Annotated in this window: 17 protein-coding genes and 2 tRNA genes; 9 read left to right on the top strand and 10 right to left on the bottom strand. The window is 55.4% G+C overall.

The genetic code is table 11. The features are described 5' to 3' along the window. The first annotated feature begins 125 nt into the window (after positions 1–125). The 5 genes from IFU29_RS17725 to IFU29_RS17705 all read left to right on the top strand — a co-directional run bounded on the left by IFU29_RS17725 (position 126) and on the right by IFU29_RS17705 (position 4,139). Positions 126–1,712 carry a gamma-glutamyltransferase family protein gene (locus tag IFU29_RS17725; protein WP_191935086.1) on the top strand — a complete coding sequence of 529 codons (1,587 nt, stop codon included), beginning with the start codon at positions 126–128 and terminating at the stop codon, positions 1,710–1,712. A gap of 21 nt (positions 1,713–1,733) precedes the next feature. Then, positions 1,734–1,922, top strand: coding sequence for an oxalurate catabolism protein HpxX (gene hpxX / locus IFU29_RS17720; protein ID WP_191935085.1), 189 nt, complete (start codon positions 1,734–1,736; stop codon positions 1,920–1,922). Further along, positions 1,919–3,322 carry an AtzE family amidohydrolase gene (locus IFU29_RS17715; protein ID WP_191935084.1) on the top strand — a complete coding sequence of 468 codons (1,404 nt, stop codon included), beginning with the start codon at positions 1,919–1,921 and terminating at the stop codon, positions 3,320–3,322. The genes hpxX and IFU29_RS17715 overlap by 4 nt, the downstream gene beginning before the upstream one ends. Beyond that, on the top strand, positions 3,319–3,702 hold the full coding sequence (gene hpxZ / locus IFU29_RS17710; protein WP_191935083.1) for an oxalurate catabolism protein HpxZ: 384 nt from the start codon (positions 3,319–3,321) through the stop codon (positions 3,700–3,702). The genes IFU29_RS17715 and hpxZ overlap by 4 nt, the downstream gene beginning before the upstream one ends. Positions 3,703–3,839: 137 nt before the next feature. Continuing rightward, on the top strand, positions 3,840–4,139 hold the full coding sequence (locus IFU29_RS17705; protein WP_191935183.1) for a helix-turn-helix domain-containing protein: 300 nt from the start codon (positions 3,840–3,842) through the stop codon (positions 4,137–4,139). An 11-nt stretch (positions 4,140–4,150) separates the two neighbouring features. Here IFU29_RS17705 and IFU29_RS17700 read toward each other — a convergent pair whose 3' ends face one another. The 4 genes from IFU29_RS17700 to IFU29_RS17685 form a co-directional block, all read right to left on the bottom strand. Continuing rightward, complete coding sequence (locus tag IFU29_RS17700; RefSeq protein WP_191935082.1) at positions 4,151–4,858, bottom strand: helix-turn-helix transcriptional regulator; 708 nt, start codon at positions 4,856–4,858, stop codon at positions 4,151–4,153. Between the two features lie 169 nt (positions 4,859–5,027). After that, positions 5,028–5,987, bottom strand: coding sequence for an allantoinase PuuE (gene puuE / locus IFU29_RS17695; protein WP_191935081.1), 960 nt, complete (start codon positions 5,985–5,987; stop codon positions 5,028–5,030). Positions 5,988–6,029: 42 nt separating this feature from the next. Then, positions 6,030–6,770, bottom strand: coding sequence for an allantoin racemase (gene hpxA, locus IFU29_RS17690; RefSeq protein WP_191935182.1), 741 nt, complete (start codon positions 6,768–6,770; stop codon positions 6,030–6,032). 2 nt (positions 6,771–6,772) lie between these two features. Beyond that, positions 6,773–7,486 carry a GntR family transcriptional regulator gene (locus IFU29_RS17685; RefSeq protein WP_191935080.1) on the bottom strand — a complete coding sequence of 238 codons (714 nt, stop codon included), beginning with the start codon at positions 7,484–7,486 and terminating at the stop codon, positions 6,773–6,775. 146 nt (positions 7,487–7,632) lie between these two features. Between IFU29_RS17685 and IFU29_RS17680 the strand changes: the two genes are divergently transcribed. Continuing rightward, on the top strand, positions 7,633–9,132 hold the full coding sequence (locus IFU29_RS17680; protein WP_191935079.1) for an NCS1 family nucleobase:cation symporter-1: 1,500 nt from the start codon (positions 7,633–7,635) through the stop codon (positions 9,130–9,132). Between the two features lie 50 nt (positions 9,133–9,182). Here the strand turns inward: IFU29_RS17680 and IFU29_RS17675 are convergent. Together IFU29_RS17675 and dnaQ are read right to left on the bottom strand one after the other, a co-directional pair. Continuing rightward, positions 9,183–9,259, bottom strand: a tRNA-Asp gene (locus IFU29_RS17675). 134 nt (positions 9,260–9,393) lie between these two features. Next, complete coding sequence (gene dnaQ, locus IFU29_RS17670) at positions 9,394–10,143, bottom strand: DNA polymerase III subunit epsilon (protein ID WP_191935078.1); 750 nt, start codon at positions 10,141–10,143, stop codon at positions 9,394–9,396. Here dnaQ and rnhA point away from each other — a divergent pair. Further along, positions 10,136–10,663 carry a ribonuclease HI gene (rnhA, locus tag IFU29_RS17665; RefSeq protein WP_191935077.1) on the top strand — a complete coding sequence of 176 codons (528 nt, stop codon included), beginning with the start codon at positions 10,136–10,138 and terminating at the stop codon, positions 10,661–10,663. The genes dnaQ and rnhA overlap by 8 nt on opposite strands. 52 nt (positions 10,664–10,715) lie before the next feature. On the opposite strand, the gene IFU29_RS17660 is transcribed toward rnhA, so the two are convergent. Next, complete coding sequence (locus IFU29_RS17660; protein ID WP_191935076.1) at positions 10,716–11,438, bottom strand: class I SAM-dependent methyltransferase; 723 nt, start codon at positions 11,436–11,438, stop codon at positions 10,716–10,718. 44 nt (positions 11,439–11,482) lie between these two features. Between IFU29_RS17660 and gloB the strand changes: the two genes are divergently transcribed. Together gloB and mltD are read left to right on the top strand one after the other, a co-directional pair. Continuing rightward, positions 11,483–12,238: a hydroxyacylglutathione hydrolase gene (gloB, locus tag IFU29_RS17655; RefSeq protein WP_191935075.1), complete on the top strand. Its 756-nt coding sequence runs from the start codon at positions 11,483–11,485 to the stop codon at positions 12,236–12,238. Positions 12,239–12,309: 71 nt separating this feature from the next. Beyond that, positions 12,310–13,689, top strand: coding sequence for a murein transglycosylase D (gene mltD / locus IFU29_RS17650; protein ID WP_191935074.1), 1,380 nt, complete (start codon positions 12,310–12,312; stop codon positions 13,687–13,689). A 58-nt stretch (positions 13,690–13,747) separates the two neighbouring features. Here mltD and IFU29_RS17645 read toward each other — a convergent pair whose 3' ends face one another. The 3 genes from IFU29_RS17645 to IFU29_RS17635 all read right to left on the bottom strand — a co-directional run bounded on the left by IFU29_RS17645 (position 13,748) and on the right by IFU29_RS17635 (position 15,572). Continuing rightward, the gene (locus IFU29_RS17645) at positions 13,748–14,515 is read right to left on the bottom strand and encodes a class I SAM-dependent methyltransferase (RefSeq protein ID WP_191935073.1); all 768 of its coding nucleotides are present in this window, start codon (positions 14,513–14,515) and stop codon (positions 13,748–13,750) included. A 23-nt stretch (positions 14,516–14,538) separates the two neighbouring features. Continuing rightward, the gene (locus tag IFU29_RS17640; protein ID WP_191935072.1) at positions 14,539–15,330 is read right to left on the bottom strand and encodes an endonuclease/exonuclease/phosphatase family protein; all 792 of its coding nucleotides are present in this window, start codon (positions 15,328–15,330) and stop codon (positions 14,539–14,541) included. Positions 15,331–15,495: 165 nt separating this feature from the next. Continuing rightward, positions 15,496–15,572 (bottom strand) — tRNA-Asp (locus tag IFU29_RS17635). Positions 15,573–15,576: the final 4 nt, after the last annotated feature.

Genomic DNA, 15,576 nt, shown 5'->3' with positions numbered 1-15,576 from the left:
GCAAACTTTTATCTCAAAACCGGAGCTGGCCGACACATATTCAATTGGTAACAGCCTGATCCTCGACAAACTGGAACGGCTATTGCTTTAGTCAACGCATCTGTAATCCGATTGACGGGAATCGAATGAATCAAAGCAATATGGCTCCTCTGGGGATGGCCGTTACGCCGCACCACCTGGCGAGTGAGAGCGCACTGAGTATTTTGCGTGAAGGTGGCAACGCCATTGAGGCGATGGTGGCCGCCGCCGCGACCATCGCGGTGGTGTATCCCCATATGAACGGACTGGGAGGCGATGGTTTCTGGCTGATCGTCCCCCCTAAGGGCGATCCGGTGGCCATTGATGCCAGCGGGGCGGCTGGCGCGCTGGCATCGCCCGATTTCTACCAGGGCAGCAGCACCATTCCCCATCGCGGTCCGAAGTCTGCGCTGACCGTGGCCGGTACCGTCAGCGGCTGGGCTGAAGCACTGACAATCTCACGAGAGATGGGCGGCGTGCAGCGCACCCTGCCGCGCCTGCTGGCCGATGCTATACGCTATGCCGCCGACGGCATCCCGGTCACCGCCTCTCAGGCCGATGCCACCGCCAGTAAACAGGCAGAGCTGATACACCAGCCCGGTTTCGCAGCCACCTTTTTACCCGACGGTGAGGTCCCCCGCTGCGGCAGCCGCTTCACCCAGCCAGACCTGGCAAACACCCTGATTCATCTGGCGGAAGCGGGGCTGGAAAGCTTTTATCGCGGCCCGCTCGCTCGCCAGATGGCCAGTGAAATGTCACACCTGGGAATGCCCGTGACGCTGGAAGACCTGAACCGTCAGCACGCCGCACGCCGTACACCGCTGCGTATTCGCCACCAGTACGGTGAGGTCTTCAATATGACCCCGCCCACTCAGGGCGTGGTATCACTGGCCATTCTCGCTATGACCGACCACCTGCAGATGGCAGAGGCTGACGAAGCCCAGACCGTGCATCGCATCGTTGAAGCCACCAAACTGGCCTTTGGCCTGCGCGACCAGTACATCACCGATCCCCTGCACATGCGCGAAGAGATGCAGACGCTGCTCGACAGCGATCGCCTGCAGCAGATGGCAGCACAGATCGATATCAGTCAGGCGGCACCGTGGGGCAGCGGTAAAGGGCCGGGAGATACGGTCTGGATGGGGGTCATGGACAGCAGCGGGCTGGCAGTTTCCTTTATTCAAAGCATTTACCACGAGTTTGGCAGCGGCGTGGTGCTCCCCGGTACCGGCATCACCTGGCAAAATCGCGGTGCGGCCTTCAGTCTCGATCCCGATCATCTGCTGGCGCTGCTGCCCGGTAAGCAACCCTTCCATACGCTAAACCCTGCCGCGGCCAGGCTGAACGACGGCCGGACGATGGTTTATGGATCCATGGGAGGAGACGGTCAGCCCCAGACCCAGGCGGCGATTTTCACCCGCCATGTGGTACAGGGCATGGGATTGCAGCAGGCCGTCAGCGCCCCCCGCTGGCTGCTGGGACGTACCTGGGGCCAGGCTTCCGACTCGCTCAAGCTGGAAGGCCGTTTTTCCGCTGACACCGTCGCCACGCTCAGGGCACTGGGACACGAGGTCGAACTGCTGCCTGACTACAGCGAAGCCGTGGGCCACGCCGGGGCCATTGTTCGGCATATCAACGGGATGCTCGAAGGGGCATTCGATCCGCGCAGCAACGGCAGTGCGGCCGGATTTTGACAGAATAAACAGGAGATGAGCATGACACCAACGACGCCCGACTGGGCAGCCTATATCACACAGATGGAGCAGGTGCTGGCGCTGGAGCTTGACGATGCACGTCGTGCTGAACTGCAGGTGCAGTTCAACCGCATTGCCGTTATGGCGGTGCCGCTGATGGTGTTTCCGCTGGATGACCGCCTGGAAGTGGCAGGAGTGTATAAAGCATGAATCTGGCCTCCCTTTCCATTGGCGAGCTGACCCGGGCCCTGGCCCGTGGCGATCTCAGCGCACGCGAGATCGCCCGGCACACGCTGGCCGCGATTGAGCGGCATAATCCGTCACTCAATGCCTGGACCGCTATCACTCAGGATCGGATGTTACAGGAAGCCGATCGCCTCGATCGTCTGAAACATCAAAACCAGCCGCTGCCGATGCTGGCCGGGATCCCTTACGCTGTCAAGAACCTGTTCGATGTGGCAGGACACACTACGCTGGCCGGTGCCCGCCTGTTCAGCAACCGTCCGGCGGCGCAGCAGGATGCGTGGGCGGTACAGAAGCTGGCCAGCCACGGGGGGTTACTGTCGGGCATGCTGAATATGGATGCTTACGCCTACGGGTTCACCACGGAAAACACGCATTACGGTGCCACCCGCAACCCCCACGATCCGGCGCGTATTGCCGGTGGTTCGTCCGGAGGCTCCGCAGCGGCCGTCGCCGCAGGACTGGTACACTTTTCTCTCGGCACCGACACCAACGGGTCGATTCGCGTGCCCTCTTCACTCTGCGGCATCTTTGGTCTGAAACCGACTTTTGGCCGCCTGTCGCGCAGCGGTAGCCATCCGTTTGTCGCCAGCCTTGATCATATCGGCCCGCTTGCCCGCCGCGTCAGCGACCTTACGCACGTCTATGATTTATTGCAGGGTCACGATCCTGCTGACGGCTTCCAGGCCGATCGCCCTGTGCAAACCGTCAGCCCGCAGCTGGAACAGGGCATTGATGGCCTGCGCTGCGGCGTGCTGGGAGGGTACTTTCAGCAGTGGTGCGATGATGATGCCCGTGCCGCAGTGGCACGGGCCGCCAGCGCGCTAAATGCCCGCGAGGAAGTGGTGCTGCCGGAAGCGGAGCTGGCGAGAACCGCAGCGTTTATTCTTAGCGCCTCCGAGGGAGGAAATCACTACCTGCCCGCGCTGCGCCATTCTCCGGCACAGTTTGAACCGCTGTCGCGTGAGCGTCTGCTTGCCGGGGCGATGATCCCGGCGGCCTGGTATGTACAGGCGCAGCGTTTTCGTCGTCATTTCCAGCAGCAGGTGCTGCCTGTCTTTGAGCAGGTGGATGTGCTGATTGCACCCGCGACACCAGCCAGCGCCACGTACATTGGCCAGGAGACGATGCGCATTAACCACACTGACCTGCCGATCCGCGCCAGCATGGGCATGCTGACCCAACCTGTTTCATTTCTCGGCCTGCCGGTGACCACAGTTCCATTGCGTACTGCTCACGGCCTGCCCATTGGCCTGCAGCTGATTGCAGCACCCTTTAACGAAGCCGCGTGCCTGCGGGCCGCCAGAGCCCTGGAGCAGATGGGCATCACACAGGCCGACCCGGCCAGAATGGAACCACAAAAATGAACAGTGAATATAGTGATCGCCCGGCGATCCTGGCTGAAGTCACCGCCGCGTTTTATCGTTATGAAGCGGCGCTGGTCAGCAATGATATCTCCGTGCTGGATGCCCTTTTCTGGCATGATCGCCGCACGGTACGTCTGGGTGCCGGGGAGAACCTTTATGGGATTGAGGCGATCCGCGATTTTCGCGCTTCGCGCCCCTCCGCAGGGTTAGATCGCCGCTTAAGAAATACGGTGATCACCACCTATGGCGACGATTTCGCCGTATGCAGTACCGAGTTTACCCGTGAGGGTAGTGACCGCATCGGACGTCAGCAGCAGACCTGGGTGAAATTCCCCTGCGGCTGGCGCATTGTGGCCGCGCAGGTCAGTTTGATGACCTGATCCACCGCAGTAAACCCGCCGGTTTCGATGCTCCGTAATTCTCACGGTGGTGCAGGCTGGCAGCGAATGATAAAACTCCCCTTCACTTATCCACATAGGAGAGAAAGATGACGCTGTTAGCTCCCCTAACCCCCACCATGACGACCCGAGGCCCTCCCCCTGCGGGTGACTGGCATCGTGAAGAAATAAAATGTGCTATTCGACTAAAAGGTTATTCTATCGCCTCGCTGTCACGGGCAAATGGACTGGCTGGCGGCACGCTGGCTAATGCCCTGACCCGGCCCTGGCCTAAAGGTGAAAAGATTATTGCCTCACTGCTGGGGCTGGAGCCAGCGGATATATGGCCCAGTCGCTATGAAGCACGTAAAGCCAAAAAACACCGCCAGCCGGGTGTAAAAAAAACAAAAGCGCCGTCAGGGGGTAATGACTCCCCCTGATCGTTCAGGTTTTATCGTTCAAAAGGCATAATCGTTTCACACTGCTGAAAAATATTTTTAGGGATAAAATTATTAAAGCCCTGCTCAATACAGTAATCGATCAATCCACGTTTATTTCCAACACCAGCCTTTTTATAAATGCGACACAGAATATCTTCAACTGTACGGTTGGACACCCCGAGAGACTTCTCAATCATTTTCGGGGTGAATGACTGACAGGTGTAAAAGATGACGTCCCACTCTTTTTCAGTAAACTGCTTACTGGGAGGTGTAAACACCAGCGATGTGGGCATTTTAACCTTCGATAACCGGGTAATAAACACGGCCTCAACCGGCCGACAGTGAGGGATAACGCCCAGCACCTCGCCTTTTTCATTCATCAGGGGAATTTTGTCAGCATAATAAGGCTGCAGATAATCCAGACCATTAAATTGCTGGATCACAATGGAGGTAATACGATCGCGTGCTGTCTGTACCATCCGATCGTGCGCCTGAAACTGGGCTTCAAACTCACTGATAGCCACAGGAAGTTCACCATCATACCGTCCTTCCGGATTATATCCCTTCGGTAATCCCAGAAACTCACAGAGTCGTTTATTGGCATAAACAAACTGTGATTCGGCGTTCTTAACCCACCAGGGTTCGCGACTGTTTTCCCAGAACTTTACCAGTGGCTTAATGATCCTGAGAATTTCACCGTCTTTTTTTTCTTTGTTCATTGCTTAATCCCTTAAAAATCACCTAAGCATTAGGGCTTAGTGTAACTTCATCCATTATTTCAGATAGTTTCACAAGCGAAACGAGATAAGCCTTATTTTTGTATCGATATAAATCCATTTTATCGTGGGAGGGATAAAAACAGGGCGAGGAGGAACCTCGCCTCAGCGATTACAGCGTTGGGGCGGGATGCGCTTTTATCCAGTGGTCGGCAATCTGCTGGCGGGTACAAATCCAGACGCGCTCGTGTTGCTGGATATAGTCGAGGAATCGTTGCAGCGCGCGGAAACGGCCGGGACGGCCCAGCAGGCGACAGTGCATGCCGATGGACAACATTTTCGGGGCTTCATCGCCTTCAGCATAAAGCACGTCAAAGCTGTCTTTCAGGTAGGTATAAAACTGCTCGGCGGTATTAAAACCCTGTGGTGTGGCAAAACGCATATCATTGGTTTCAAGCGTATAGGGAATAATCAAATGCGGTTTTACCGTGCCGTCCTGACAGGTGACCTGAGTCCAGAATGGCAGATCGTCACCATAGTAGTCGCTGTCGTAGGTCAGCCCTCCCTGTTCAACCACCAGCCGCCGCGTGTTAGGGCTATCACGACCGGTGTACCAGCCGGTAGGCGTTTTACCAAACAGGTCTGTCAGCGTATCAAGCGCCTGCTGCATATGCTGCCGTTCCGTTTTTGCATCCATTCCCTGATAGTGGATCCAGCGCCAGCCGTGGCTGACTACATCATAATCCGCCGCTTTAATCGCCCCGACGATCTCCGGGTGCCGTGCCAGCGCCATGGCGACGCCAAAAATGGTTAGCGGCAAATCCCGCTTCTGAAATTCGTTGTGGATACGCCAGAAGCCGGCACGTGAGCCGTATTCATACAGCGAGTCCATCGACATATGCCGCTCAGGATAGCTGGCGGCACCAATAATATCGGAAAGAAACTGCTCGGAGCCTGCATCACCATGCAGCACGTTATTCTCTGCACCCTCTTCGTAATTGAGGACGAACTGCACGGCAATCTTCGCCTTACCCGGCCAGGCCGCATGGGGAGGCTGGCCCGCGTAACCGCGCAGATCGCGCGGATAGTTCTTGTTGAAGCTGTACTCTTTTTTTTCCGCAGTATTAGTCATCGTCTCAGTCCTTAACGTCGCAAAACAAGGGGGACCCGGCTTTTAGTTTAGGCGCTCAAACTGGCCAGACAGATTTTTTCGCAACGGATAGTCCAGATCGCCATGCTTGCTGGTACCAAGACCCAGTGCCACCAGCGACTCAACCATTTTTACCGCCGCAGTAACGCCGTCAATGACTGGCACCCCAAGCTCTTGCGTGAGCGCCCGGGCCAGGTCAGCCATACCGCCGCAGCCGAGTACGATGGCACCACTGCCATCCTCACGTTTGGCCTGTATACAACGCTGGCGCACTTTTTCCTGTGCCAGACCGCTGCCGTCTTCCAGTGCCAGCACGGGCAGGTCGATAGCGTGCAGCGCCGCACAGTGATGTTCAAAGCCATATTGCTGCAAAAGATGACGGGCAATAATTAATGTTCGTGGCAGCGTGGTGACGATGGAAAAGCGTGTCGCCACCAGCGTGGCCATATGCATGGCTGCTTCAGCAATGCCCACCACCGGTCCCTGCGCCAGCTCGCGTGCCGCCAGCAGCCCGGGGTCGCCGAAGCAAGCAATGACGTGCCCGCACACGCCCTGTTCACGTCCGGCTTTAATCTGCTCCAGCACGCCAATCGCGGCAACCGCTTCATCGAAATGGCCTTCAATGGAGGGGACGCCCTGGCTCGGGCAAACCGCCAGAATCTCGGTATTCGCCCCGGCCACCGCCCTTGCCGCCGCACCGATCGTCTCCGTCATCGCCAGGCTGGTGTTGGGGTTGATCACCTGGATGATCTGTTTGCTACTCATCATCACGCTCCTTTCGAGGCAAACAGCCGGGAGAAGTCCGGCAATGTTTCACCACTGCGTTCAAAGCGCAGACTGGCGACAATATGATCAAAATGTTGCCGTAGTGAGTCAGTCAGCCCGGTCAGCGCATTTTCCCGTAGCAGACGCACCAGCCGATCGTGATCGTCACAGCGGCAACCCTGCTGCCACGGAGCGCCGTAGGCGGCGACCACCAGCGAAGAACGCTGGGTCAGGCGCGTCACCATGTCGGTCAGCACCTGGTTGCCAGATATCGCCTGAAGCTGAATGTGGAATGCCGCAGAAAGACGGATTGCTGCGGCCCCATCGTGCTGTTCATGAGCCTGCTGCTCCTGGCGATTAAGCTTTTCCAGCGCGGCCAGGTGGGGAGCCTGACAGTGCTTCAGCACGTCAGGCAGGTTGGCGCATTCAATCAGGCTGCGGGTGCGAAAAATATCCTGCGCTTCCTCTACCGATGGCGTGGCAACCTGTGCACCACGCTTGGGCGTCAGGGTGATCATTTGCACTGCGGCGAGGCGCTGTAACACCTTGCGAATCCCGGTGCGGCTGACGCCGAACACCTCAGAAAGTGCCTCTTCCGGTAATTTGCTGCCCGGTGGTAATTGATGTTCGACAATGGCTGTCATCAGTGCCTGGTAGATAGGCTCATCCTTGTCGCCCAGGTCGGAGGCCGTTTTCAGCCCGATTTCACTCTTCATTCCCTACTCCGGTCATCCTCATTTCCGTCAACAATCGTACACAGGAATACTGATTTTTGTATACATGAAATTCTATTCTGGCCTGGATCCTGCAATACCTCTCTTAACCCGGTTTATTGATTGCTGTATTCACAGGAGCAGGTTTCATGCCAAACACTCAAATTTCTTCTAAGGCAGCGGCGACCGACGCCTCTGCACACTACAGCCCGCGGCTGTGCAACGAGGATCTGGCCCCGACACGTGACCAGAACTGGAGCTGGTACAATATTTTTTCTTTCTGGATGTCGGATGTACACAGTATGGGCGGCTATGTGGTGGCGGCGAGCTTCTTTACGTTGGGCCTCGCCAGCTGGCAGGTTCTGCTCTGTCTGCTGGTAGGTATCTGCATCGTGCAGGTCTGTGCCAATCTGGTGGCGAAACCGAGCCAGATGGCCGGCGTCCCTTATGCGGTGATCTGCCGCCAGGCGTTTGGCGTCTTTGGTGCCAATATTCCGGCGGTGATACGTGGGCTGATTGCGTTTGCCTGGTATGGTATTCAGACCTATCTGGCGGCCAATGCGCTGATGCTGGTCTCGCTGAAGTTCTGGCCCGCTCTGTCGTCCCTGACGCACGCCTCCTGGCTGGGTCTGTCACAGCTCGGCTGGATATGCTTCGGCATTATGTGGCTACTACAGGCAATGGTCTTCTGGCACGGCATGAACGCGATTAAGCGTTTTATAGATATTGCCGGCCCGGCAGTCTACGTGGTGATGGTGGCGCTGGCTGGCTGGATTGTATACAAAACCGGTTTTGACGGTATTTCCTTCACTCTGGCGAGTAAAGCACTCTCCGGTGGTGAGCAGGCGTGGCAGATGCTGACAGCAACCGCGCTGGTTGTCTCCTACTTCTCCGGCCCGCTGCTGAACTTTGGCGACTTCTCCCGTTACGGTAAGAGCATGGGTGAGATCCGTCGCGGAAACCGTTGGGGCCTGCCATTTAACTTTTTGCTGTTTTCACTGGTCACTGTGGTGATCGTCTCCGGCACTCAGTCCCTGTTTGGCCGCATGATCACTGACCCGATTGAGACCGTGAGTATGGTGGGCAACGACCTGGCGGTGGCGATTGGCCTGCTGACCATGATCACCGCCACCATCGGCATCAATATCGTGGCGAACTTCGTTTCCCCGGCGTTCGATTTTTCTAACTGCTCCCCGCAGAAAATCAGCTTCCGTACCGGTGGAATGATCGCAGCGGTCGGTTCGGTACTGCTGACCCCGTGGAACCTGTTCCAGTCTCCCGAGCTGATCCACTATACCCTGGACGTGCTGGGCGCCTTTATCGGGCCACTGTTCGGCATCCTGCTGGCGGATTTCTATCTGATCAAACGCAGCCAGATCTCCGTCGATGATCTGTTTGACGCCACCCCAAAGGGCAAATACTGGTATCGCGGCGGCTTCAACCCAAAAGCGATTGTGGCGCTGCTGCCGTCGGTGGCGATTGGCCTGGTGATCAGTTTTATCCCCTCGCTGCATGCGGTGGCAAACTTTAGCTGGTTTATTGGCGTGGCGCTGGGTGCGGGCAGCTATCGCTGGATCGCCCGTGGCGATGTGGAGAATGTCGCGACACAAGGCTATACCGCGAAAGTCGCGATGCAGAAAGAGTCCTGACGTAAAACGAAAAAGGCCGATTCTTTCGAATCGGCCTTTCTCTGAATGTTTGGCGGAACGGACGGGGCTCGAACCCGCGACCCCCTGCGTGACAGGCAGGTATTCTAACCAACTGAACTACCGCTCCACCGATGTTCCCCGTCGGGAACGAGGCGAATATTACGGGCCCGCCCGAATTTCGTCAACGCTTTTTATGGGGAAACATCTCAACTGCTCTCTTTTTCACCGCAACGCGGTTTTCATCCGCATTTTAATCACTTATCACTCGCTGGCTTCAGCCGGACGCCATAAACAACTGCCGCCTTTTTTCTGCACCAGGTCCAGACGCGACTCGTGGGCGGCCAGCTCCTGTTCAGTGGCGCGCACCACCCGCAGGCCGGATGCCGGACGCGCGATACGGTGAATGGTCTCCCCCCCTTCCTGCTCTTCACGATCGCCTTCCATGGAGAAAGTCAGTGAGGTCTGCCCGCCGGTCATGGTCAGGAAGACTTCCGCCAGGATTTCGGAGTCAAGCAGTGCGCCGTGCAGCGTACGTTTACTGTTGTCTATTTCATAGCGTGAACAGAGCGCATCCAGGCTGTTACGCTTGCCGGGAAACAGCTTACGCGCCATGGCCAGGCTGTCGGTGATCTGACAGAAGGTTTCTGTTTTCGGAATGCCGCGCTGGAGTTTGGCAAACTCGTAGTCCATAAAGCCGATATCGAACGAGGCGTTGTGGATCACCAGTTCCGCGCCATCGATATAAGCGAGGAAATCATCCGCGACCTGCGCGAAGGTGGGCTTATCCAGCAGGAATTCATCCGCAATACCGTGAACACCGAACGCTTCTGGATCCACCAGCCGATCGGGTTTCAGATAAACATGAAAGTTATTGCCGGTCAGGCGGCGGTTGATGACCTCGACGGCACCAATTTCAATAATCCGGTGGCCTTCATAATGGACACCGATCATATTCATACCGGTGGTTTCGGTATCAAGAACGATCTGACGTGTTGTATTTACTGTGCTCATAGGACCCGTTTATGGCAGACTTGGCGTTTTTACTTCAGGGAGTCTACCAGAGATGCTTAAGCAGGTAGAAATTTTCACCGACGGATCGTGCCTTGGCAACCCTGGTCCCGGGGGATACGGTGCCATTATGCGCTATGGCAAACACGAGAAAATTTTCAGCGCTGGCTTTCATCTGACCACCAATAATCGCATGGAGATGATGGCGGCCATCGTGGCTCTGGAAGCCCTGACGCAGCCCTGCGCGGTAGTGCTCAGTACCGACAGTCAGTATGTACGCCAGGGGATCACAACCTGGATCCATAACTGGAAAAAGCGCGGCTGGAAAACCGCCGATAAAAAGCCGGTCAAGAATGTCGACCTGTGGAAGCGACTGGACGAGGCCCTCAGCCATCATCAGATTGTCTGGAAGTGGGTTAAGGGCCATGCAGGTCATACTGAAAATGAGCGCTGTGATGAACTCGCGCGTTCAGCGGCAGGTAACCCGACTGCCGATGATGTCGGGTATCAGGCCGGGGCGTAATCGCGGGCTGACCCGGAAAAAAGGTCAGCCCCTGCCTGTGTTTGTTTCATACTTACCCTTTCCGCTCTTCTCTGAACTGGCTGGTCGCCCCTACCGCCTGCAGCTGTCGCTGACTGGCGCTTTTCTTCGCGGGGTTACGCGTCAGAGGGAACGTTCGCTTACGTGCAACGATCAGATTAAGGCAGCCGAGGGCCGGTAAATGCGTGCTAATCATCTTGCCACCCTGACGGTTCCACGGCAGTACCTGAAAACGGGTGCGCTGCATGACTTCATAATTGAGCAGACTCAGCCAGTCCAGCAGGCGCATCTGGGTAAACATCCTGCTGTTCCAGGGAACACGACGATGCACCCCGGGGATCAGTTTCCCTATCCCGAGAACGCTGAACAGGTTAAACCCACTGATAATCATCCAGCCATCATCGATCAGGACCCGATCGACCTCACGCAGGATGCGGTGCGGGTCACTGCTCCACGCCAGCGTGTGCGCCAGCAGGCAGGCATCCACCGATTTTGACTCGAACGGCAGACTGAGGGGATCGGCCCTGACCTGTAACAACTCGCCGCCCAGCCCGACGTTCACCTGATGGGAAATAGCGCAGCACTCCGTATCAATCTCCGCACTCAGACTGCCAATTTTCAGCAGATGGAAGCCATAAAGTTTACTGAGGCAGGGGCGCAGCTGGTGAGACAGTGCGTCACGATAATATTCACCGCAGGGGATCTGCGACCAGGACTCGGGTATCTGGCGGAATTGGCGTGTTTTAGCAGGCTTCATGCTTTACCATCTTCTTTCCCTTCGAGCATCCAGGAGTGACAAAAATGAATCTTACCAGTATTCCCGCCCTGCAGGATAACTACATCTGGACCTTAAATGATGATGCCGGTCGCTGCCTGATTGTTGACCCTGGCGAAGCGGGCCCGGTACTGCGTGTGATGGAGAAAAATCAGTGGCAGCCGGTTGCCATTTTGCTCACCCATCACCATCAGGATCATGTGGGAGGCGTAGCCGAACTGGTGTCCCGCTTCCCGCATCTGGAGGTTTATGGCCCGGAAGAAACCCGCACAAAAGGTGCGAAGCATATCGTTGGTGATGGCGATACCCTGTCCATTTTGGGTCAAGATATTACGATTTTCGCCACCCCCGGCCACACTTTAGGACATATCTCATATTTCAGCTTCCCTTACCTTTTCTGCGGAGATACGCTTTTTTCTGGCGGCTGCGGAAGGCTTTTCGAAGGTACTGCAAAGCAAATGTTTGATTCTTTTCAGAAGCTTAACCAGCTACCAGCAGAAACTCTGGTTTGTTGCGCGCATGAATATACGTTATCTAATTTAACCTTTTCACAGGCAATTTACCCACAAGATGCAGAAATAGCCCGCTACTATCGAGAAATTAAGGAGTTACGCGCAAAAAATGGCATTACTTTGCCTACAAAACTGGCTCAGGAGCGTAAAATAAATATTTTCCTGATGACAAAAGATGTTGAATTACAAAGAAAAATTGGAATAGAAACAACTCCGCAACATGAATGGCAGGTATTTGCCGCTCTACGCGAGAAGAAAGACGCTTTTTGATTTTATAGGTTGTGTTGTCGGGGTCGAGCACGTATTATTGCTCGTCTTTTAAGCGAACTATTGACACACACATGAAGGCTAAAGCGATATTACTCGCCTCAGTCTTGCTGGTCGGATGCCAGGCGTCAAGGCACGATGCTAACATCCCCGAACAGCATGCACAGAGTTTGTCTTCGGCAGGTCAAGGTGAAAATGGACAGTACTCAGATGAGATGTTGTCGCCGCGCTGGCAGGACGATGGAACGACGCTTGCGGACGACAAAGATCTGTGGAATTTCATTAGCGACGAGCTGAAGATGAAGGTTCCGGATAATTACCGGATACGCGAACAAAAACAGAAGTACCTGAGTAACAAGAGCTATCTCCACGATGTAACATTACGGGCAGAGCCGTATATGTACTGGATTGTCGAGCAGATTAAGCAACGTAAAATGCCGATGGAACTGGTACTGCTACCCATAGTGGAGAGCGCTTTTAATCCCCACGCTACATCATCTGCAAATGCCGCTGGCATCTGGCAGATTGTGCCGCAGACGGGACGTAATTATGGTCTGAAACAGACCCAGTGGTATGACGGACGACGCGACGTTGTGGCATCGACCAAAGTTGCTCTGGATATGTTACAGCGCCTTAACGGCATGTTTGACGGTGACTGGTTACTGACCATTGCCGCGTATAACAGCGGTGAAGGGCGTGTAATGAAAGCGATAAAAGCCAATAAGGCTAAAGGTCGACCTACGGATTTCTGGTCACTTGCGCTGCCACGAGAAACGACGGTTTATGTCCCTAAAATGCTGGCTCTGGGGCAAATCCTCAAAAACAGCAAGCGTTATGGCGTACGTTTGCCGGCACCTAACGAAGCACGCGCTCTGGCGCGAGTGGAAGTAAGCCAGCAAATTGAGCTGACACAGGCCGCTGAAATGGCGGGTATGTCACTGAGTAAGATGAAGAGCTTTAACTCCGGCTATACGCGTGGAAAGACAGCCCCTAATGGTCCTCATTACATTATGGTGCCGAAATCCAACGTAGCAAAACTGCGTAACTCACTGGCAAGCGGTGATATCGCAGCGGTACAGCCTACTTCACTTGCGAAGAACAGTGTTTCTCCTGCCTCTTATAAGGTGCGCAGTGGCGATACGCTGTCAGGCATAGCAAAACGTCTTGGTGTACCGGTAAAAGATCTGCAGCGTGCAAATAATTTGCGTGGTGCCAATATCAAACCGGGACAGACGTTAAGTCTGGGCAGCAATGGTACGCGGCTGGCAGATAACGGCGACAGCATCACCTATAAGGTACGTAAGGGTGATTCTCTGGCCAGTATCGCAAAACGTCACGGCGTTAACATCAAAGATGTTGTGCGCTGGAATAGCGTCGCCAGTAACACCAGAAACATCAAGCCAGGCGATAAGCTAACGCTGTTTGTTTCTGATAATGCGACGCCAGACAGTTAGCAGTCATACCCCGCCGAATGAATGGCACAATAAAAAGCCCGTCTCTGACGGGCTTTTTTTATGGCCGTATGGCTTCAATAAACAGGGTATCAGTGCAGAAACTGCCGTCGGGCTGTAACGCAAAATAGCGCTGCACCTCATCTGATGCCGACCGCTGATAGGCACGTATCGCCTGCACCATAACCTCGGGGGTACGCATCCGTGCCACCCAGCTGCTGAACTCTAGCGTAAGCTTATCCTGAGATACCTTGTCTATGACCAGACCACTTTCCGTCATCATCCTCATCCAGTCCCCCGGGCTGTAATCCTGGACATGGGAGGTGTCACGTAAGGCTTCAACGGTTTGCAGCCAGATATCCAGCACCGGGTGCCCCGGAGCAGCGACATCCATAAAAATGACCTTTCCTCCGGGCTTCAGAACCCGGCGGACCTCACGCAGCGCACTACCTACATCATGCCAGTGATGTGCCGAGTAGCGGCTAATCACAGCATCAAACGTGGCATCTTCAAACGGCAGATTTTCTGCCATCCCTTGCTGAGTGAGCAGATTATGACAGCCACGTTCCACTGCGGCGTCCCGGACAACGGCGAGCATTTTTGCTGACAGGTCGTATGCCACGACGTCTTTTACCTGCCGGGCAGCCGTAAAGCTGGCATGCCCGGCACCACACCCCAAATCCAGCACCCGGGCCCCCGCTGAACCCGCCAGGCAGCTGTCGAGCCGTTCGAGATCGCGGCCGCTGGCATGCACGGTACTGGTAAGATAGGCCCCCGCCTGCTCACCAAACTGTTTTTCAACGTTGTCGTGGTGCTTCGTTTCTATCATAAGGCGCTCTTTTTACGGCGAAATTAGGCCCCGGCGTCAAACTCTACCAGCAGCGGGTTGTGATCCGAGGCGCTGGTGACCAGCACAGAGGCCTCTGCCACCCCCATCCCGCGGTAAAAAACAAAATCCAGCGGACGGCCAAAAGCTTTACGCCGGTGATCGTCGGTGAATCGCACCTCACGCAGACCCATCTCGCGGGAAAAACGGTACAGGGCATTGATGCGCTGGCGGCTCCAGGCGTTAAAATCACCGGCCATGATCACCGGCCCCTTATGGTGAATGATTTGCTCACCGATAGGCCCAAGCTGCTTGCTGTACACATCTATTCCCAGGCTGAAGTTCACCGCATGAATATTTACCACCATCAGCATCTGGTTCCCGGGCAGAGGATAGGCGGTTACCAACGCAGATTTAGCCAGTCGGAGCAGTGGCTCACGCTCACGCAGTGGGCAGCAGTAAACCGGATGCGCAGAAGCCAGCGTCATCACCCCTGAAGGGTGCTGAGGCAGAACGAACGCGGGTACCTGGTCGGCAGCAAGATAGTTTGAAGTCGCGAAACGCACCAGCTCGGGCGTAGTCTGTGCCTCCTGCAACAGGACAAGATGAGCATCTTTACCAAAGTTTTGCAGAACTGAGAGCCATTCCGCGCGCTGTTGTTTGAAGATATTCCACACCAGCACCTTTAAACGAGCTTCGGTGGTGAGGGGTGCTCCTGGCGGTAATGCCTGGCCGACATGAAGCATCGCCACGGGAGGAAAAATGCGCTCCGCTGGCTGACCTGCTACATATCTCATGGCATAAGTCTTTTTTTGCACGTTACCGCCTGCACTTTTGAAACCGGGTAGATTAACCATCTACCAGTTATAGGGACTTTACCACTGACTTTCAATCGGCGGGCGCTAATTCGGCGTGGATTGTACGTAAGGAAATGCAAATACAAAAAAACCCTGACTCTTATGAGTCAGGGCTTCCTGTTTTAGTGGCGGAACGGACGGGGCTCGAACCCGCGACCCCCTGCGTGACAGGCAGGTATTCTAACCAACTGAACTACCGCTCCACCG

Source organism: Erwinia persicina (assembly GCF_014838825.1).
Classification (GTDB): domain Bacteria; phylum Pseudomonadota; class Gammaproteobacteria; order Enterobacterales; family Enterobacteriaceae; genus Erwinia; species Erwinia persicina_A.
Note: the sequence above shows the minus strand (reverse complement) of the source record. Positions and strands in the feature narration are given on the sequence as shown.

Excerpts from the sequence above, each read along its gene's own strand:
- IFU29_RS17725 (WP_191935086.1), top strand. The coding sequence starts at position 126 with ATGAATCAAAGCAATATGGCTCCTCTGGGGATGGCCGTTACGCCGCAC.
- hpxX (WP_191935085.1), top strand. The coding sequence starts at position 1,734 with ATGACACCAACGACGCCCGACTGGGCAGCCTATATCACACAGATGGAG.
- IFU29_RS17715 (WP_191935084.1), top strand. The coding sequence starts at position 1,919 with ATGAATCTGGCCTCCCTTTCCATTGGCGAGCTGACCCGGGCCCTGGCC.
- hpxZ (WP_191935083.1), top strand. The coding sequence starts at position 3,319 with ATGAACAGTGAATATAGTGATCGCCCGGCGATCCTGGCTGAAGTCACC.
- IFU29_RS17705 (WP_191935183.1), top strand. The coding sequence starts at position 3,840 with ATGACGACCCGAGGCCCTCCCCCTGCGGGTGACTGGCATCGTGAAGAA.
- IFU29_RS17700 (WP_191935082.1), bottom strand. The coding sequence starts at position 4,858 with ATGAACAAAGAAAAAAAAGACGGTGAAATTCTCAGGATCATTAAGCCA.
- puuE (WP_191935081.1), bottom strand. The coding sequence starts at position 5,987 with ATGACTAATACTGCGGAAAAAAAAGAGTACAGCTTCAACAAGAACTAT.
- hpxA (WP_191935182.1), bottom strand. The coding sequence starts at position 6,770 with ATGAGTAGCAAACAGATCATCCAGGTGATCAACCCCAACACCAGCCTG.
- IFU29_RS17685 (WP_191935080.1), bottom strand. The coding sequence starts at position 7,486 with ATGAAGAGTGAAATCGGGCTGAAAACGGCCTCCGACCTGGGCGACAAG.
- IFU29_RS17680 (WP_191935079.1), top strand. The coding sequence starts at position 7,633 with ATGCCAAACACTCAAATTTCTTCTAAGGCAGCGGCGACCGACGCCTCT.
- dnaQ (WP_191935078.1), bottom strand. The coding sequence starts at position 10,143 with ATGAGCACAGTAAATACAACACGTCAGATCGTTCTTGATACCGAAACC.
- IFU29_RS17660 (WP_191935076.1), bottom strand. The coding sequence starts at position 11,438 with ATGAAGCCTGCTAAAACACGCCAATTCCGCCAGATACCCGAGTCCTGG.
- gloB (WP_191935075.1), top strand. The coding sequence starts at position 11,483 with ATGAATCTTACCAGTATTCCCGCCCTGCAGGATAACTACATCTGGACC.
- mltD (WP_191935074.1), top strand. The coding sequence starts at position 12,310 with ATGAAGGCTAAAGCGATATTACTCGCCTCAGTCTTGCTGGTCGGATGC.
- IFU29_RS17645 (WP_191935073.1), bottom strand. The coding sequence starts at position 14,515 with ATGATAGAAACGAAGCACCACGACAACGTTGAAAAACAGTTTGGTGAG.